This is a genomic window from Glaciimonas sp. CA11.2 (assembly GCF_034314045.1).
GTDB lineage: Bacteria > Pseudomonadota > Gammaproteobacteria > Burkholderiales > Burkholderiaceae_D > Glaciimonas.
Genome location: NZ_JAVIWL010000001.1, coordinates 3,732,316 through 3,751,912, shown reverse-complemented (window position 1 = coordinate 3,751,912; position 19,597 = coordinate 3,732,316). Strand labels below are relative to the sequence as shown.

Genomic DNA, 19,597 nt, shown 5'->3' with positions numbered 1-19,597 from the left:
AGCGATGTGCGTAATGTCATTGACGTTACCCAGTCCTGGTGAGGCTAGCATTCAGTAAATTGGCAACAGTTTCATTCTGGCAACCACACTTTAATTGCATTTAAGCAGATATTTTCGCATTATTTTACGCGTGCTTACTTAAAACTGAGGAGGTTACATGCTTGAAATAAACGCCCTTAAATTTGATCTGGAAGCACTTATTTCCATGATTGCGAGGCCGAAAAATGATGTACTCACTCTACGCATACGCCATGTTCGGATAAAACTACGGCTACACGCCCGTCCAGACTTGAAAATGCGATTTATCCTCCTGCAGCGATCGTCATGAGCCCTCAAGACATGCAAGATCTTGCCGCAGAGCACGAGGCTCTGTTGCAGTTTTTTTACCTCGCTCCGGTCGGGTTAATTCAAATTAGCCTCGGGGGCGAAGTGGAGCTGATGAATCCCCTTTCCGCTCAACTTTTAATGCCGCTATCTCAAGACGGGGGCCTTTCCAATCTATTCCAGGTTCTGGAATCGGTTGCACCGGAACTCCGACGCATGACCGCGGATTTCCCCACCTCGCAAGGGACAATTTGCGATGGTTTGCGTGCTCAGCTGACCGCGGGTATTCGAGGTAAACAAGATCCAAAAATGCTGGGAATAAGCCTCATCAAAGTGGATGAGAAACGCATGATGGCGGTGCTTACCGATTTGACGCTAGCGATCGCGCAAGAGCGACAGTTGAAGTACAACACTGCCTGGTTGAACGCGATCACTGCAGGCGTGACAGATTATGCGTTGATGAGTTTGGATCAGAACGGAAACATACTGGAATGGAATCCAAGCATAGGACGGGTTCTAAAATATAAAAAAGCAGATATCGTTGGAAAATCGTTCTCTATGCTTTACAAAGAAGACGGAATTTCGCCAGAACGGATAATCGATTACTTGAAGGAGGCTGACGAGGACGGCTGGAGTCTGACTGAAGGCTGGCGCTTAAAAGCAGACGGCACCCAGTTCTGGAGCAGTAGTATGATTGTTCCCATCGATGACGTTGCGGCAGAGATTGACGGGACCAAGGTTTTATCGGAGAACCAAGGACTTAGCTACGCCTTAATCATGCGTGATATTACTAATCGCAATCGAGAAGCGGGGACGCGCTTGATGGCGATATCTAGCGACTATCTGACGGGTATAGCAAATAGACGTACGCTTTTCGAAGCAGCGGAACTGGAGTTCAGGCGCTGGCATCGGCATCCGCGGCCGCTATCATTTATGGTTATTGACGCAGACTTCTTCAAAAAAGTAAATGACACCTATGGACATAGGGTCGGAGACCTGGTGTTGTGTCATTTAGCCACAACGCTGAAGAACACAATGCGCGACATCGATACGGTGGCACGTATCGGTGGTGAGGAATTCGCCGTCCTGCTTCCTTCAACGGGTTTAGATGGTGCAACCCAATTGGCGGAGCGTTTTCGCAACAATGTTGAAGCTGCAACCGTGAATGCTGATGGCGTTGAAATAAAGTACACCATTAGCATCGGTATTAGTACGATGGAAGCCTCAGTTAGCGGATTTGATGCACTGCTTGATCGTGCGGATAAAGCGCTTTATGAGGCAAAACATTCTGGGCGCAATACGGTGAAAATCTGGAGATCCTGAGATTACCCTCGGGTTCCCCGTATTGATTGCGTCGCATTAGTCAAGGCCATCATAACAATCGAGTAGATTACTGCGCTTCCGATTGAGGTGATTTTGGTCTGGCCACGCTACATACGCCGACGCTATTACAATGTGGTGCACCAAATTACAGTGATACTGCATTGCCCGCTACGAGGCAACCCTTGCAAACGGCTTACTCATTTAGTGACATTGTGACCCGGAGATGCCATACCGGCTTCCACCATGCTCTCATTCAACAATAATCGCTGCTCCGACGAGATAATACTGAGCTGGCGGTATTGTATATTGACTTGGACGGCTTCTAACACGTCAACCAAAGTTATGGTCAAGCCTAAGAAGATGCGCTTTTACGTACCGTTTCAATACCAATCAAAAATGCGATTCGTGCCCAGATATTGCTGCGCGAATGGCTGATGACGGGTTCGCTATCGCATTGATTCATTCTCATTTAGAAAACGTCACTAACTTTGGCCGTAAGTTGATCGGGATCATCTCGATCCCAATTAGTTTGATACAAATAACGTCATGATTTCTGCAATTAGTTGGCATCGCCGGATACGCTTGGTCTGCAACCGAGGGAGACATTCTATTAAAAATGCAAACCATGCGGTGTAAACGCGACGACTTTACGAGCACGGCAGGTATGCATGGACCAAATTGACTGATACTTAAGCCATCGACCAAAATAACTCAACCAAAATAGCACTCAACTCCACTAATTACAGAAATTCGACATTTATTGCAGGCATAATGAAGCTCACCTGAATACCCAATTCACATAACGTATTCCCCTATCCGAGAATGCTTTAAGCGTTCAATTTAAAAATAAGACATAACAAATGAACGCTAAAGTGTACAGTTTTGAATTGGTAAGCAGCGGTGTTAAATGTAAAGCCCACAGGTATAGCGATGGACTTTTGACGAAGCAACGAAGATGTTCGCGTCTGGTGCAAATTCACTTGTTGCACCACCCCGCCCCCAACTGCGACTTACCATTCGCGTTGGTCCGGTTCGTGTAGTCCTAGCGTCACCCTGCGAATCTGTATCGGACCATAGTGCGGACGATGCGTTGTTATCGAGCCCTTCACATTACGATGTCTGTACAAGATTTGACTCCTTGAGACAACCGCCAAGGCCAGCTATATAGCCCTCAAGCGCTTGAGGCCGGTTGAACTACCGTAATCTTGAGCAGATCAGAGACCACGACATGCATTACAAAAATTCTTCGGTTGAGCAAACACAAACGCTCGCAATACGTCAACTTGGAATGAAGTATGAAAATTTGGCAACGCATCGGCACAGCCAAATACCGGTTTCGCGAAGAATCGTAGTTATTTTATCGGACCAGGTTTTATTCCACGCTTCTTGTATGTGTCGGCTCAGGAGCCCGGAAAATGGATATTAACTGGCGCTGGTTAAAAGTGCTTTGGCCGTTAATGGCTACGACGGCCTTGCTGGTTGGGTTGGGATATTTCAGTATGGATATCATGTCAGCAGTCCGCGCTTATGTAGGTGGGGAGGGGCTATATTCAAAAAACCAGAAAGAGGCGGTGTTATACCTGAATCAATATGTCATCTCACATAACGACGGTGACTATCAAAGGTTTCTGAGGGCCATCGCAGCGCCATTGGGTGATCGCGATGCCAGGTTAGCGTTGGAGCAACCGGTTCTCGATCTTGATGCGGCGCGTGCAGGATTTCTTGCAGGGCGCAACCATCCGGACGACATCGACGGCATGATCTGTCTTTTCCGCAATTTTCGGAAGGTCCACTACATCAGCGAGATAATTGCGATTTGGGCTGAAGGCGACCGTTACATCAATGCACTCAGCGTTGAAGCCACTCTGCTTCACGTTAAAATTACGTCGGGTAATAATGACGAGGATTCTTTGCGATCCAGTCTAGCGCGCATTCTGCATATCAACGCCCTTCTGAATCCACTAGAGGAGAAGTTTTCATCCAAATTTGGAGAGGCCTCACGCAAAATACAGCATATTTTGCTGCTAGCAACGTTGATTATTGCATCGTTCTTAATGAGTTGTGGCTGTTTTATTTCAATTTCCATTCTTAGAAAAAACGATGAATTTCAAAATGTACTCAGAATCAATGAAGAGCGCCTCCGACTTGCCATGCGTGGCACCAGCGATGGATTGTGGGACTGGGATATTCTCGGTAAGCGTGTCTACTATTCGCCTCGTTTGATGGAAATACTAGAAGAAGGCAGTGATTAAGCGGTACGCAGCGAAAAATATTTTTCCAGATATATCGAGCCAAAACATCGACCTCACGTACGTGCAGGCATGAAGAAAGCTTTGCATACCAATTCCATTTATGAAACCGAGTTCCGTGTCGTCACGATATCTGGAAAATTACGGTGGGTCAGATCCAGGGGACAATCGACGCTTGATGCTAACGGGAGACCGGTACGCATGGTGGGAGCACTCACGGATATCACCGAGCGTAAGGAGGCGGAGTTAGCATTGCAGGATTCACGGACGGAGCTACGGAATCTGGTTGATCATCAGGCAAGAGCAAAGGAAGATGAGCGCAAGCGCATCGCCCGCGAGATCCACGATGAACTGGGCAGTATGCTGACCGGTATCAAGGCTTATGTCTACGTGTCGATAGAGCGCGCCGTCAGCGCAGGGCACGCTCCCGAGCCGCTGCTGGTTCATGTCACTTGCATGGCTGATGCCGCGATGGAAACAGTGCGCCGGGTCATCGCCGACCTGCGACCAAGCGTAATAGACGACCTAGGTATTTGGGTAGCGCTGGAATGGTACGCAGAGCAAATTCAGGAGCGCTCCGGACTGCAATGTAATTTTGCTATTAGCAAACGTGCAGCGATGGTCACACTTGATGCCGAGCGCAGCATCATGTTGTTTCGGATAGTGCAGGAAGCAATAACCAACGTGGTACGCCACGCGGAGGCGTCAAAGATAATGATTCGTATCTTACGCCACAAAAATATTATCCTGGTCGAAATCAAGGATGGTGGCAAAGGCATTGAAACGGGACAGTTATTGAGCGGTGAAGCTTGGGGCATACTTGGCATGCACGAGCGTACCCGGTATTTCGGGGCGCAACTTAACGTTAGAGGAGTATCTGGAATGGGTACGACCGTGAGATTGCGCCTGCCCCTCGATCAGTCATTGCCAGAATAAAAAAACGTCAGCTTTGATTGACAGAAACCTTCATAACTTCCGACTCTGTTATTGCGCTCAAGCGTCTGATAGAAGTGCTGCAAGACGCTGGAACCCAGCTGCCGGTCGTCCCGACGGTCATCCCAGACTACTGTCTTACAATACCATTTTAGTATGGACCACAGGTCGACCGCATACATCATCGCCGCCTACTTGATTGCTTTGCTGATCTCGACCAATGCGACACAACCTTATCATTTATACGGAGTGCCTAAAAAGTCATACTTCTAACGGGGTTTCTGGCGACTATTCTGCTTGATGCGTTTCCGTTTGTGCCTGCACCACGGTGACGACAATGACGTTAAAAATATCATCCATACTGCAACCGCGTGAAAGGTCATTCGCTGGTTTTTTCAACCCTTGTAGCAACGGGCCGATTGCGACCGCACCGCCAACGCGTTCGGCCATCTTGTAGCCAATGTTACCGGCGTCCAGATTGGGAAAAATCAGAACATTCGCCTTACCCTTGACTTCCGATCCCTTGACTTTGCGCTCGGAAATTTCAGCTACAAGCGCTGCGTCAAGTTGTACATCGCCATCAATTGCCAACCCTGGTCTAAGCTCCTTCACCCGTTTGGTCGCTGCGGTGACTTTATCGACCGAGATGTGGTGCGCGCTGCCACTGGTTGAGAACGACAGCATGGCTACTCGCGGTTCTTCCATCAATAGTTGACGTGCGCTGTCGGCTGCCGCCATCGCGATCTCCGACAATTCCTCCGCACTTGGGTCCACCACCAAAGCGCAATCGGAAAAGATGATACCTCCTTTAAATGAGTGAAATGGCTCACAAAGCATCATCAGGAAGAAACTCGACACCAGCTTAAACGGCTTTCGTATGCCGATAATCTGGATAGCATTGCGCACCACATCAGCGGTGGTACGAACGGCCCCGGCAACAGAACCGTCAGCATAGCCAAGCCGCACCATAAGGTTAGCGTAGCAGAGCGGGTCCAGTACATTGATCCTGGCTTGCTCCAAAGTCATGCCCTTACCTTTTCGTAAGGAAAATAATTCTTCGGCAAAAGTTTCACTATAGGCAGAATCTGCAGGATCAATTAAATTAATCTGGCTTAGATCAACGCCCTCAGCGTCAGCCAATGCATTGATCCTGGCCCGCTCTCCTACTATGATGATTTCTGCGACACCTTCGCTGCTGGCGCGCGCCGCTGCGTGTAGCACGCGTGGATCATCGCCTTCGCATAACACCATTTTTTTAGGGCAAATACCCGCCTGCTCGATGATGCGGTGTAGTGCTTTCATACGTATTTTCTCCGAAATGGATTGCTGGAAAATCGTTCAGGCTGTCCACCTGCTCTGGCAAAAAAAGAGATTAACCTTTGACTGAAAAAAATGCTGGGCCACTCAGTACAATCTGCACTTGGGCCCTGCAATCACATTTCCCGGAAGAGTTGTAGACCGACGATTACTACTTCAAATTTTTACTAATAATATTCGCTGATAATATTTACCAATAATATTTACTAATAATATTTACTAATAATACTTACCGACAATATCCGCTGATAAATTATGCGTAAAGCAATCAAACGTAATCTTTATATTTTTCCAGCAACCGCACTGGCTTGCTCAATGCATCGCGTCGGAACGGGTCACCCAGTTCACGCGTACACATGATCTCGATGATGGTGGTTTTGCCTTCGTTCATTTGCATGGCTATGGCTTTTTTCAGTGCCGGTCCGACGTCTTCCAGATTGTCGACAACGATCCCTTCGGCACCCATCGCGATTGCGATGGCGGCAAAGCTTTGGTTCTCCAGTTCACCGGCGACAAAGCGACGGTTATAGAAGTCGACCTGATTTTTCTTCTCTGCGCCCCATTGACGATTGTGGAATACCACCGCCGTGACCGGAATATTGTGACGCACACAGGTCATGGTCTCCATCAGGCTCATGCCCCACGCGCCATCACCGGCATACGACACCGCCGGACGATGGGGTGCAGCGACCTTGGCCCCGATGATGGTTGGGAAGGCGTAGCCGCAATTACCAAAGCTCATCGCCGCAAAGAAACTGCGCGGCTTCTCAAAACGCAGATAGCTATTCGCCACCGAATTGATGTTGCCGATATCGGTCGATACCATGACGTCTTCGGGCATGGCTTTTTCCAGTTCGCGCAAGACCTGACGGGGATGCAGATATGTGCCGCCGAACGGGGTTTTTTCTTTCTTTTGTTCTGCGATCATGTCGAGACTAAATGCATCTCTTTCATGGGTCCAGTCACTGAGTTCGGCTTCCCAGGCGTCCTTCTCGGACTTGATCGTGGCAGCGCGTGCGGCAAGCGTCGCGTCGCACGCCAGCGTTTTGCCAGTCAGACGTTGGGTCAGCGCAATTGCCGCTGCCTTGGCATCACCGCAGATACCGACCGAGATCTTCTTGACCAATCCCAGCATCTTATGGTCGGCATCGATCTGGATGATCTTGGCAGTTTTTGGCCAATAGTCCATGCCGTGCTGCGGCAAGGTACCGAAAGGCCCGAGCCGGGTACCGAGTGCAATCACCACATCTGCCTGCGCCATCAACTTCATGGCAGCCTTGGAACCCTGATAGCCGAGCGGTCCGGTCCACAATGGATGACTGGCCGGGAACGAGTCGTTATGGAGATAGCTATTGACGACCGGTGCGCCCAGACGTTCAGCCAGTGCCTTGCATTCTTCAATGGCATCGGCCATGACCACGCCGCCACCGGAAATGATGACCGGAAATCTGGCGTTCGCCAGCAATGCAACGGCTTCGTCAAGACTCTTCTCGCCGCCAGGACCACGGTCCAGGCGACTTGGCAATGGAATCTCGGCCTGAATTTCACCGTAGAAATAGTCCCGCGGGATATTCAACTGGGTCGGTCCCATCTCTGACATGGCACGGTCAAAGCAGCGTCCGGTGAACTCGGCCATGCGGGCCGGATTGGTCACATGTCCCTGATATTTGGTGAACTCTTCAAACATCGGTAACTGGTTGGCTTCCTGAAAGCCGCCCAGTCCCATGCCCATAGTGCCGGTTTCTGGTGTGATGATGACCACCGGACTATGTGCCCAGAATGCCGCGGCAATGGCGGTGACGCAATTGCTGATGCCGGGACCATTTTGACCAATCACCACACCGTGACGACCGGACACACGCGCATAACCGTCGGCCATATGACCGCCACCTTGCTCGTGCACCACGGGAATGAGGCGAATACCGGCAGGCGCAAATATGTCCATCGCGTCCATAAAGGCCGAGCCCATGATCCCGAACATATCAGTGACGCCATTGGCAACCAGTGTTTCCACCATCGCTTCGGACGGGGTCATCTTCTGTAAGCCAACCGTCACCTTCCGGTTAGCCAGGGATATTTGATCGGTCATAAAAGTCTCTCTTGTGAGTTGATGTGCGTTCCATTATCAGTTGATTATATAAATTGGTACTATAAGTTCCAATATTTAATATTAATTGAACTTTAAGACCTCACAAATCGAATGTCAACTCATTTATCTAATTATCGATACAAATTGTATTGTAAATTAGAATTACTCTTGATCGAGCGCTAACTGACCACAGAGAAACACTTACTCTGAACACAAAGAAAAACGCCACAGACCTATTCTTAAAATAGGCTGTGGCGTTATATGGGACTGTTAAAAATATGGGGATAATTGCCTATAATCATGATGAGCAGAGTGTTCGGGTGTTGGAAATGAGGGGTGAGTAAGCAACTCTGGGGAGAGCAGTATGAAGATCGTCGTTCGGGCTGAGCTGGTGACGGATTGGGGCGAAACCACAATAATCGAAGTGGCGCGATTTGACCGCCCTGTCCAGCTACCCGATCCAGAGTCGATTGGATTATCGCTTGCCGACGGCAAGCAACTGCTCTCCGGGTTACAGCAAGTAGTGATTCCGGCGCAAGCGGATGAGTACTGCGAAATACGACGCGTGTGTAGTCATTGTCAACGACAGACGCAACTGAAGGACTACCGGCGACTCACGATTGATACCGTATTCGGTACCGTCAGCGTTCGTAGCCCCAGACTCATGTCATGTCCATGCGAACCGCCCTTCTATTTGGAGGTTCTGTTTAGCCCGTTATCGCAAATCATACCGGAACGTGCTGTACCGAACCTGCTCCTGCTGCAGTCAAGACTGGCCGCGCAGATGCCATACCGGCAGGTCGTTGTGATGATGAAAGAATTCTTGCCCGGGACCGAAAAGCTGAATCATGTGACAGTACGGAATAGGACATTACGGGTCGGGGCAAGGATAGACGCTATTGAATTGGCACCTGGCGAAGCACTATCACCGGACACGGAGTGGTCAATCGCAGTCGACGGCGGATTCGTGCGAGGACGAGAGAAGGTACGGCCGGCCTCGTTCGAGATACTGACGGGACGTCTTGCTGCTTCAGGGGTGAAGCCTCGGGTTTTCGCCTGTGTGCGTAGCGAAGTTCCGTCAATTGCAGACAAATTTGCCGCATTGCTTCAAACATGTGCAGGAACCAGGTCTCCAAAAGTTTGTGTGATTACGGATGGCGGCAATAGCGTCCAGAGCATACATCGTCAGCTGCCGTTTCCCGTAACGCCCATCCTGGACTGGTTCCCTCTCTCTATGCGCATCCGAAATCTGGAGCAAATCTCGCAAGGTATGCAGGCATGGTCCGAGACAGAAACGCATACAAAGAATCTTCTGCATCGAGAGATGACAAAACTGCGATGGTGCTTTTGGCATGCCCGCTTTGAGAAAGCTAAGGATAAAATCCGACAGGCGCTTGTGTTGTGCCGAATCATCGTCGCAGAAACGCCTGCCTTTGAAGAAAGCATGCGTCATCTGGACTATAGATTGCGAGATCTTTGGGCATACATCGAAGGCGACAAGACTTCACTTGTCACCTATGCAAAGCGACAAAAAGCAAACAAGCCGATTTCGACAGCGATGGCAGAATCTGCCGTCAACCAAATCATCAATGCCAGAATGTGCAAGCGCCAACAGATGAGGTGGACAACCCGCGGGGCACATTTGCTCGCACAAGTACGGTGTGCGGTGATCAATGACGATCTTCCGGCGAAACTTGCCGCTTATTACAAGAAAAAGAGTGAACTGCCGGAGCACATAAGCCGATTCCTTGAACTTTTACGGCGGGGGGCGGCGCAAGAACCCCAACCTTTTTAACAGTCCCAGATCAGGTTTTCGACTTGCGTCGCGCTGCGATCAACCCTAATAGACCTAAGCCAAGTAACGCAATCGATTCCGGCTCCGGAACGGCCACGGTCCAATGACCCTCATTGTTTTGAACTTCTCCTTTTTGGCTGTTATTAATGGAAAAATGATCGAACTGGGCACCATCATAGAGGGTGTGCTGGGATTGCAAGAAGGCGCTGCCCGCCTCAACACCAATGTACCAACCGGCGATATCACCATTCCCATCTGTGGTCGCGTAAAACCCTCCTGACGTATGGTTATAATTAGTGATGGAATCGCCCGTGACGCCACCCGTGAAGCTGTATGCTTCTGGAAAAACTTGCTGATAGGAATAATTCGGCCCGAGTGCTTGTGCAAACGTCAATACGCCAGACACTTTGTCAGAAGTCGTATAAGGTGCAGTGGCGCTGGTAAAATTATTACCGGTATAAGTGTAAAGGACGTCGGCGCGCGCAGTACCAGCAAAAGTAACGGCAACAATCGTCGATAAGAGGAAAAGGCGGACAGTGACATGCATTATATTGGCTCCGGAAGAAAAAATTGGTGGGTATAAATAAAGGGCATTGCACCGCACTGAGTTGTCTACACCACTGCAATAGCGGTAACCCGCTTACAGGGGACTTTTTCCTCACCCCAACCGCGCATGCGCAGCGCAAGTCACAAGGGAGTAAAACGATGGAATTGTAAAATGTCCCACACTGCATCCATCAAGTGGCATTAGTCATTAAAGCAATATCCGTACCCAAAAAAATTCTCTCCGGTAAGCAGCTGTTTATTAACGAAAAATTTGGACGATCCAGAAGAAAACGACCTTTCTCACATCACAAATGAGGGGGAGTGTAAAGATATCCGACACTGGTTTTTGATTGTCTTTATTCTTGGCTTCGTCGCGTTGTTTGGCAAAAAACGAAATTTTCCAAGCATGGAACTGCCCCTCAAACTGGACGGACTTGTCCTGCCAGCGCATAAAATTGGTCGGCGAATGACATCTCATTTGCGCCATTGGTCGCGAACTGGTTGTGTCGCGTTAAGGAAAAAAGCTGAAGTGAAGCCGTGGATGGTCTGCCCGCCCTTATACTGGACGGCCTGATCCAACGAGTGCATAAAATTGTTGCGCTGCTGTTATTTTCTGGAAGCCACTGTGCATTAGTTGTCCTTTGCGTATCATGTGCATGATCTCAATACCAGCAAGTATGATTTTAGCAGCCCGAAAAGATTTGAATCCCATCATCGGTTTGGTGATGCGTTTAACAGCGCGGTGATCTTGTTCAACGATGTTGTTGAGATACTTTACCTGGCGCACGATGATGGTATTTCCATGGCTGATGTTGATCGTATCAATGGCTGCTTTATTGGCACCGCTCTTGTCCATCACCACTTTTTCAGGAATGCCATTGTCAAGCATGGCTTTGCGAAAGAAGCGCATAGCGGCTTGCTTATCGCGCTTTGCTGTCAATAGAGAATCAACAGTTTGACCGTCTTTGTCTACCGCACGATACAGATATTTCCAGTTACCTTTGACCTTGATATAGGTTTCATCCATACGCCAGCTGGCACCCACTCGGCGCTTCAGTTTGCGAAATTTTTTCTCAAATATCGGCAACAGTTTGAGCGCCCACCGATGCACTGTCGAATGATCCACTTCGATGCTGCGCTCAGCCATCATCTGTTCCAGATGGCGCAGGCTCAATGGATACGCAATATACCAACGCACGCGCATCAACATTATTTCCAACGGATAATGCAATCGTTTCAATGCCTTTGTCATTTCGGGAATCAGCCCGTTACCAGATATTACAGATAGGTTCATTGCCAATATTTGTCGTCTGTCAAAACACAAATTCTAAACTAATGACGTTATTGCGACAAAACCCCTTTTTAACAGTCCCCGTTATATATGTTGCTGTATTGCTATGTATTGGTACGAGACTGAACCATTAAAACTTAAGTCTTCGACCGATTAAACAACGCGGCTATCTCATCTATCTCATCTATCTCATCTTATTTTCACGCAAAGGCGGTAAACATTACCGCGTTAATCGAGTCGATCAATCCGCGTCGCAGCTATTTCGGCCAACATGTGAGCTGACATCAGTGCGAGACGTAGCAAGCGCTCCGTGTCAACAATAGCTAGCGTCGGCGCTGTATCGGTATTTCTATCCGAGTTGCTCAAATGGGCCAAATCAATACACGTCTTGATGCCTTGGCAGATATCTACCGTCATGGCATAAAACTGGGCGTGCTCATTCGTTTGATGATGGGACGGCAGCCATGAAAACGGCTGATGAAATGCGTCTGTCACGGGCGGAGGCACGGGCTTTGTTGGTTTGCTCATGATTGCCTCACCGCGTTAATTTGTAGTCGTGATAGATGAGGCGCAGTAAAATAAAGCGTAGTAATACGAGGCATGTTGTGACTTCCGTAGGTGGCGGTTAAACCGCGCCCCGCTGTCAAACGGGGTGAGCGGCAAATAGCAGGGTTGACAGACCGATACCTACAGCAACCGGCAGGCCGAAGCCTCCCCACCACTGCCGCCCAAAGAATGCGCAACACGGGTGAACGTATGCAAAAAAACGGCATTGCGCCGTTTGTGCACTGTAGGTATGTCAGGCTGTCAAACCAGTTCCCCTCTTTATCAGGGACAGGTAAGAGTATAAAACAGGATGACGCCGTTTGTGAAGTCTTGATTGTGAAGTTGGAAGTTGAGTCTGCATGATAAAAAGCCAGATACCCAGACTGCTTCAGCTATTTGCCCCAGAGTTAAAAATTTTACTTGAATGTGATAAGTACCCTCCTCTTGCTCATTCACAGGAAAAACAAGGTAACGTTCAGTTTAATTTTTTATTACGAAGCAATGCTTTGCTGTGCGAAGCGTTATTCATTCCTCTGGAGATATTTCGCTATGCGCTTCGGCAAACCGACAGAAGTCGTCACCCGTCAATTACATGGCAACATCCTTCTGGTCACCATCGACAATCCTCCAGTCAATGCACTGGGCGTCGACGTGCGCCGTAGCCTTCTTGCAGCCATTGACGCCGCGGCCGAAGACGACGCGGTAAAAGCAGTGCTGATTATCGGCGCTGGCCGACATTTTATCGCCGGTGCAGATATCCGGGAATTTGGTGCGCCACCGTTGCCGCCAGCATTAACCGATGTCTGCAATCAGATCGAAACCAGTCATAAACTGGTGGTGGTAGCGATCCATGGTGCGGCACTGGGCGGAGGACTGGAAGTTGCACTATCCGCGCATTACCGACTTGCCATGCCGGGTGCCAAACTGGGGCTTCCCGAAGTATTGCTCGGCTTGCTGCCGGGTGCTGGCGGCACACAACGCATCCCTCGCCTGATAGGCGCGAAAGCAGCTTTGGATCTGATGCTTAGCGGACGCCATTTAGGCGTTGATGAAGCAGTTACGCTGGGCTTGATCGACCGCATCGGACGCACTAACGACGTGCTGGCCGAGGGCCTGGAATATGTGCAGTATCTGCTCACCCATTCTGCCCCTTTGCGCCGTACCCGCGATGCGGCAGCGCTGACAGATCAACCAGACAGTCAACAGGTAATCGACGCTGCACGCATTGCAATCACACATCAACCTCGTGGCCTTTTCTCTCCTCTTAAAATAGTCGACGCTGTTGATGCTGCACGCAATCTGCCATTTGAAGAAGGCCTGCGACGCGAGCGCGAACTATCCCGAGAATGCCACGCCAGTCCGCAGCGTGCTGGCCTGATCCATGCGTTCTTCGCTGATCGTGAAGTTCTCAAGTTACCAGAAATGCGGAATGCGACGCCGCGCACTCTCACGCATGTCGGCATCATAGGCGGCGGTACGATGGGCGCAGGTATTGCGGTGGCATTGCTCGACTCTGGGCTACCCGTGATCATGATAGAACGTGACGACGCAGCGCTGGAACGCGGTCGCCTGCATGTTCAAAAAGTCTACGACGGATTAGTCGCTAAGGGTCGTTTGACACCGGATGGTAAGGCAACATTGATGGCGCGCTGGTCTGGCAGCACTTCTTACGCCACATTAGCAGGCGTCGATCTGGTCATTGAGGCTGTGTTCGAGGACATGGCTGTTAAAAAAGTCGTATTTGCCGAACTTGACCGAGTATGTAAGGCGGGTGCGGTGCTGGCGACCAACACGTCCTATCTCGACATTGAAGAGATCGCCGCCAGCATCTCGCGTCCCTCCGATGTGATCGGATTGCATTTCTTCTCCCCTGCCAACATCATGAAGTTGCTTGAGATCGTGGTGCCAAAAAAGGTTTCTCCAGATGTTGTGGCGACCGCATTTGCACTTGCCAAAATACTCCGCAAGGTGCCGGTCCGCGCAGGCGTGTGCGACGGATTTATCGGTAACAGGATTCTGGCGGTCTATCGTCAAGCCGCTGACCATATGATGGAAGATGGCGCATCGCCTTACCAGATTGACAAAGCATTACGCGATTTCGGCTATCCGATGGGGCCATTTGAAGTATCCGATCTGGCTGGCGGGGACATTGGTTGGGCGACCCGACAACGCCGTGCCGCGACACGCAATCCAGAGGCACGTTACGTGCGCATCGCAGACCGATTGTGCGAAAACGGCTGGTTCGGACAAAAGACCGGACGGGGCTATTATCTCTATGCTGCCGGGACCCGCACAGGAAAACCTGACCACGAAGTTGAGGCGATTATTGACTCTGAACGTCAACGTGCCGGTATCACACCGCGTCGTTTCACTGACGATGAAATTATCCGACGTTACATGGCGGCAATGATCAACGAAGGCGCAAATGTTGTGCATCAGGGCATCGCGTTACGACCGCTTGATGTGGATGTTACCTTTCTTTACGGCTATGGTTTTCCGCGCTATCGCGGTGGTCCCATGCACTATGCCGACACGCTGGGATTGCCACAAGTGCTGGCCGATATCCGTGCGTTCGCCAAGGACGATCCATTGTTCTGGCAGCCGTCACCATTGCTGGTTGAGCTGGTTGAACGCGGCACCAATTTTGCCAGCTTGAATCTGTCCGAATAAGTACATTCACTTTCATTAAGAAAATATATGATGCGCGAAGCCGTTATTATTTCAACCGCCCGTACACCCCTGACCAAAGCCCATCGCGGTGAATTCAACATCACGTCAGGCCCGGCTCTCGCCGCCTTTGCAGTTCGCGCGGCGGTAGAGCGCGCTGGCATTGATCCAGCGTTGATTGAGGATGCGATTCTGGGTTGCGGCTATCCCGAAGGTACTGCGGGCCGCAACGTAGCACGTCAAGCGATCATCCGTGCTGGTCTGCCACTCACGATTGGCGGTACGACTGTGAACCGTTTCTGCGCCTCTGGTTTACAAGCAATCGCCATGGCGGCTGGACGTATTGTGGTTGATGGCGTTTCCGCCATGATTGCCGGTGGTGTTGAGAGTATTTCACAAATTCGTACGCGTGAGGATGGCGATAGTGGAATGGATCCTTGGATCACACAGCACAAACCTGACCTCTATATGGCAATGATTGACACAGCAGATATGGTAGCCGCACGCTATGGTATCAGCCGTGAGGCGCAAGACCGCTTTTCGGCAGAGAGTCAGCGCAAGACCGAAGAAGCCCAACTCGCCGGACGCTACCTTCACGAGATCATTGCCTGCACGACTACCATGGCTATCACTGATAAAGAGACGGGTGTTATCTCCAGGAAAGAAGTAACAGTCGGTAGCGACACCTGTAACCGGCGCGGCACAACCTATGCCGGACTGGCAAAGCTCGCGCCAGTGATGGGAGCCGACAAGTATGTCACCGCTGGCAATGCATCGCAATTATCGGATGGTGCATCCGCCTGTGTGATGATGGATGCCAAACAAGCAGAACGCGCCAATCTCCAGCCGCTAGGGGCTTTCCGTGGATTGGCAATTGCTGGTTGTGAACCTGACGAAATGGGAATTGGTCCCGTTTTTGCAATACCAAAATTACTTGCGCGTTATGGTCTGAAGATTGATGATATCGATCTATGGGAACTCAATGAGGCCTTTGCTTCGCAGTCGATCTATTGCCAGCAACGACTTGGCATTCCTGACGAGCGGCTTAACGTCAACGGCGGTGCCATCTCTATCGGCCATCCGTTTGGCATGACCGGTGCGCGTCTGGCTGGGCATGTGTTAATTGAGGGCAAGCGACGTGGCGCAAAATACGCGGTCGTCACGATGTGTATCGCTGGCGGGATGGGCGCAGCCGGACTGTTCGAAATCTATTAAGAGGACAATCGACATGGATCTTAACTTTAGCGCTGAAGAAGAAACCTTCCGTAAAGAAGTACGCACATTTCTGGCAGACAAACTACCAGTCCGCCTATCCCACAAGGTTGCCGAGGGCAAGCATATCTCCAAAGCCGACATGCAGGAATGGCACGCCATCCTCAACGCACAAGGCTGGTTAGCAAATCATTGGCCCGCAGAATATGGCGGTCCGGGCTGGAGCACGATGGAGAAGTTCATCTTTGAGCATGAGTGCTGGCTTGCGAATGCACCACGTATTTTGCCCTTCGGCGTTAACATGCTAGGGCCGGTACTGATCAAATATGGCAACCTGGCGCAAAAACAGTACTGGCTGCCGCGCATCTTAAATGGGACCGACTGGTGGTGTCAGGGCTATTCAGAACCGGGAGCCGGTTCCGACCTTGCCGCGGTGAAAACAACGGCGGTGCGTGATGGCGAGCACTATGTCGTCAACGGTCAAAAAACCTGGACTACGCTCGCGCAACATGCCGATATGATCTTCTGTCTGGTACGCACCAATCGAGAAGCCAAGAAACAGGAAGGTATCAGTTTTCTGTTAATTGAGTTGAAAACACCGGGCGTCGAAGTGCGTCCCATTATGACGCTCGACGGCGAACACGAGGTCAACGAGGTGTTCTTCACCGACGTCCGTGTACCGATTGCTAATCTGGTCGGAGAAGAAAACAAGGGATGGACCTGCGCCAAGTATCTGTTGACCTATGAACGTACCAATATCGCTGGCGTAGGCTTTTCCGTTGCGGCATTGAACAGACTGAAAAGTATTGCAGCACAACAAACGCGCCATGGTCGACCGTTGGCCGAAGATCCTTTATTTGCCGCTCGTCTGGCACGCGTCGAGATAGATCTGGAAAACATGAAAACCACCAACTTGCGCGTGATCGCAGGGGTGGCTGGCGGTGGCGCACCGGGTGCAGAAAGTTCAATGCTAAAAATCCGCGGCACCGAAATTCGTCAAGAAATAGCTGCGTTAACACGTCGCGCAATGGGTCCTTATGCGCGACCGTTTATCAAGGAAGCGCTATACGATGATTTTGATCAGCAGCCAGTTGGACCGGACGGCGCATCAAGCGCCGCAGCGCAATATTTCAATAACCGGAAGCTCTCGATTTTTGGCGGCGCTAACGAGATCCAGAAAAATATTATCTCAAAGATGATTCTTGGACTGTGAAGGCACACATGCATTTCGAACACACTGAAGAACGGCGCATGCTCGCCGACAGCCTGCAGCGCTTCCTCGCTGCGGAATACACTTTTGAGACACGCGACCACATCACTACATCGCCGCATGGCTTTAGTCAAAAAGTATGGAAGCAACTGGCAGAAATAGGCGTCATTGGTGCCTTGTTTCATGAAAATGACGGCGGCTTCGGCGGCACAGGATATGACATTGCGGTGGTCTTTGAGGCGATTGGTCGCGGCTTGGTGATTGAACCGCTGCTGGGCTGCGCGATGCTTGCTGGTGACGCCATCGCCGCTGTTGGCACGCCAAAACAGAAAGCGGCGTTATCGGACATCATCAGTGGTGACGCCATCGTCGCGCTTGCGCATGAAGAACCCGATACGCACTATGAGATGGCGCGGGTACAAACACACGCAAAAAGAAACGCCGAAGGCTGGACACTAACCGGTACCAAAGCGGTGGTGTTGTACGGCGCACAGAGTGATTTATTTGTTGTGTCTGCACGTACGGCAGGAGCAGTCGATGATACGTCCGGAATCTCGCTCTTTTTGTTACCGGCAAAGACACCGGGACTCACTGTACGCGACTGCCCCACTATCGACGGTGGCCGCATCGCTGAGCTTTGCTTAAACGCGGTAACGCTCGATAACGATGCCTTGCTAGGCACAGAAAACCAGGCATACGCTACGCTGGAGCGTGTAATCGGACGCGGTGTATTGGCGTTGTGTGCCGAGGCGCTCGGTGCGATGGAAGCTGCCAAATCGGCCACACTCGACTACCTCCGCACACGCAAACAGTTCGGTGTCTTCATCGGTAGCTTTCAGGCGTTGCAACATCGCATGGCAGACTTGTTACTGGAGATTGAACAAGCGCGCTCGGCAGTGATCAATGCCGCGGCGGCACTTGATGCCGACCGGGTAACCCGTGAACGTGCGCTATCTGCCGCTAAAGTCAGTATTGGTCGCATTGGCACATTGGTGGCAGAAGAGAGTATCCAGATGCACGGCGGCATTGGGATGACCTGGGAATTACCGCTGGCCCATTATGCCAAACGGCTAGTGATGATTGATCACCAGTTAGGTGATGAGGATCATCATCTGCAACGCTTCATTGCGTTTGGTCAGCAGGTGGCCGTATGAGTAGCCGTATAAATGAAGCTGTGTTAATTCGCCAGGAAGGTGCCGTCCGCATCCTGATCAATAATAATCCGACTGCCCGCAATGCCATCACAGCAGACTTATACACTGCATTGCCAGCGGCGCTGGCTGCGGCGGCAGTTGATCCGACAGTCGGTGCGATTGTGCTCACAGGTGCTGGAGATTTTTTCTGTTCCGGTGGTGACCTTAAACAGCTAGCGCAGCGACGTGCGCTGGCCCCAACGGTACGGCGCGAGTGGCTTGAGAAACTGAGTGGGTTGATCCTTGCGATTCGCCATTGCGACAAGCCGGTAATCGCCGCAGTGGAAGGCGGCGCAGCTGGCGCAGGCCTGTCGATCGCCCTAGCCTGTGACATGCTGGTGACGACGCGTACCGCCGTCTTCTCGCTGGCTTACGTCAAGGTAGGACTGACACCGGATGGTGGTGCTACGGCCTTTTTGGCAGAGTTTGTGTCACGCCAGATACTGACCGAACTATGTCTGACGGGCGAGCGACTATCCGGCGAACGTCTGCATGCCATGGGTGCTGTCAACCGGCTTACCGAAAAAGGCGTCGCACTAACGGAAGCCATAGCGCTGGCCGCACGCGTTGCCGATGGTCCGATGCGTGCCAATGCGCGAATCAAGACTGCGTGCCTGAGCGCTCATAGCAATGATCTGGCATCGCAACTGTCGTTGGAGGCGCAACTGATGGTGGCGTCGCAAGGCGATGACGAGGCAACTGAAGGGATAGCTGCTTTCTTTGCCAAACGGTCGCCCGATTTTGTTACATTGCGCGGGAAACCGAATAAAGATTAACCCAGCACCACTTCCTGGCAGACACAAAATCGCGATGATCACCCACATAATCACGCAGGTCCACTCAGTATTCTGATAAACACAGAAGAAAAGGAAGACGCAAAGTCAGGATTTTGCCAATCAGCG

General features: G+C 50.9%; 15 protein-coding genes and 1 pseudogene. 11 read left to right on the top strand and 5 right to left on the bottom strand.

Annotated features, from left to right (window positions below):
- Nucleotides 1-324: 324 nt before the first annotated feature.
- The 4 genes and pseudogenes from RGU75_RS16240 to RGU75_RS16225 all read left to right on the top strand — a co-directional run bounded on the left by RGU75_RS16240 (nt 325) and on the right by RGU75_RS16225 (nt 4,832).
- Entirely contained in the window at nt 325-1,647 is a 1,323-nt protein-coding gene (locus RGU75_RS16240; RefSeq protein WP_322237735.1) for a sensor domain-containing diguanylate cyclase, read from the top strand.
- 1,415 nt (nt 1,648-3,062) lie between these two features.
- Nucleotides 3,063-3,899: a hypothetical protein gene (locus RGU75_RS16235; RefSeq protein WP_322237733.1), complete on the top strand. Its 837-nt coding sequence runs from the start codon at nt 3,063-3,065 to the stop codon at nt 3,897-3,899.
- Between the two features lie 30 nt (nt 3,900-3,929).
- A pseudogene (locus RGU75_RS16230) lies at nt 3,930-4,397 on the top strand (PAS domain-containing protein); the annotation flags it as partial.
- 117 nt (nt 4,398-4,514) lie between these two features.
- Nucleotides 4,515-4,832 (top strand): sensor histidine kinase, encoded by a 318-nt coding sequence (locus RGU75_RS16225; protein ID WP_322240582.1) that lies wholly within the window; start codon nt 4,515-4,517, stop codon nt 4,830-4,832.
- Between the two features lie 285 nt (nt 4,833-5,117).
- On the opposite strand, the gene pta is transcribed toward RGU75_RS16225, so the two are convergent.
- Both pta and xsc read right to left on the bottom strand, forming a co-directional pair.
- Nucleotides 5,118-6,131, bottom strand: coding sequence for a phosphate acetyltransferase (gene pta / locus RGU75_RS16220; RefSeq protein WP_322237730.1), 1,014 nt, complete (start codon nt 6,129-6,131; stop codon nt 5,118-5,120).
- A gap of 283 nt (nt 6,132-6,414) precedes the next feature.
- Entirely contained in the window at nt 6,415-8,235 is a 1,821-nt protein-coding gene (gene xsc, locus RGU75_RS16215; RefSeq protein WP_322237728.1) for a sulfoacetaldehyde acetyltransferase, read from the bottom strand.
- A 364-nt stretch (nt 8,236-8,599) separates the two neighbouring features.
- Between xsc and RGU75_RS16210 the strand changes: the two genes are divergently transcribed.
- The gene (locus tag RGU75_RS16210) at nt 8,600-10,030 is read left to right on the top strand and encodes an ISKra4 family transposase (RefSeq protein ID WP_322237725.1); all 1,431 of its coding nucleotides are present in this window, start codon (nt 8,600-8,602) and stop codon (nt 10,028-10,030) included.
- Between the two features lie 10 nt (nt 10,031-10,040).
- Here the strand turns inward: RGU75_RS16210 and RGU75_RS16205 are convergent, their stop codons facing one another.
- Nucleotides 10,041-10,577: a PEP-CTERM sorting domain-containing protein gene (locus RGU75_RS16205; protein WP_322237723.1), complete on the bottom strand. Its 537-nt coding sequence runs from the start codon at nt 10,575-10,577 to the stop codon at nt 10,041-10,043.
- A 270-nt stretch (nt 10,578-10,847) separates the two neighbouring features.
- Between RGU75_RS16205 and RGU75_RS16200 the strand changes: the two genes are divergently transcribed.
- Nucleotides 10,848-11,150 carry a hypothetical protein gene (locus RGU75_RS16200; RefSeq protein WP_322237721.1) on the top strand — a complete coding sequence of 101 codons (303 nt, stop codon included), beginning with the start codon at nt 10,848-10,850 and terminating at the stop codon, nt 11,148-11,150.
- Here RGU75_RS16200 and RGU75_RS16195 read toward each other — a convergent pair.
- Both RGU75_RS16195 and RGU75_RS16190 read right to left on the bottom strand, forming a co-directional pair.
- A complete protein-coding gene (locus RGU75_RS16195) occupies nt 11,133-11,828 on the bottom strand; it encodes an IS6 family transposase (protein WP_322240580.1) in 696 nt (231 codons plus the stop codon). The genes RGU75_RS16200 and RGU75_RS16195 overlap by 18 nt on opposite strands.
- Nucleotides 11,829-12,095: 267 nt before the next feature.
- A complete protein-coding gene (locus tag RGU75_RS16190; RefSeq protein WP_322237719.1) occupies nt 12,096-12,395 on the bottom strand; it encodes a hypothetical protein in 300 nt (99 codons plus the stop codon).
- Nucleotides 12,396-12,962: 567 nt separating this feature from the next.
- On the opposite strand from RGU75_RS16190, the gene RGU75_RS16185 reads away from it, so the two are divergent.
- From RGU75_RS16185 to RGU75_RS16165, 5 genes are read left to right on the top strand one after another with little or no spacing between them, the layout of a single operon-like run.
- Nucleotides 12,963-15,083: a 3-hydroxyacyl-CoA dehydrogenase NAD-binding domain-containing protein gene (locus RGU75_RS16185; protein ID WP_322237716.1), complete on the top strand. Its 2,121-nt coding sequence runs from the start codon at nt 12,963-12,965 to the stop codon at nt 15,081-15,083.
- Nucleotides 15,084-15,113: 30 nt separating this feature from the next.
- Nucleotides 15,114-16,295: an acetyl-CoA C-acyltransferase gene (locus RGU75_RS16180; protein ID WP_322240578.1), complete on the top strand. Its 1,182-nt coding sequence runs from the start codon at nt 15,114-15,116 to the stop codon at nt 16,293-16,295.
- Between the two features lie 13 nt (nt 16,296-16,308).
- Entirely contained in the window at nt 16,309-17,505 is a 1,197-nt protein-coding gene (locus tag RGU75_RS16175; RefSeq protein WP_322237714.1) for an acyl-CoA dehydrogenase family protein, read from the top strand.
- 8 nt (nt 17,506-17,513) lie between these two features.
- Nucleotides 17,514-18,656, top strand: a complete 1,143-nt coding sequence (locus tag RGU75_RS16170; protein WP_322237712.1) for an acyl-CoA dehydrogenase — start codon at nt 17,514-17,516, stop codon at nt 18,654-18,656.
- Nucleotides 18,653-19,471: an oxepin-CoA hydrolase, alternative type gene (locus RGU75_RS16165; RefSeq protein ID WP_322237709.1), complete on the top strand. Its 819-nt coding sequence runs from the start codon at nt 18,653-18,655 to the stop codon at nt 19,469-19,471. Before RGU75_RS16170 ends, RGU75_RS16165 begins: the two co-directional genes overlap by 4 nt.
- The last annotated feature ends 126 nt before the right edge of the window (nt 19,472-19,597 follow it).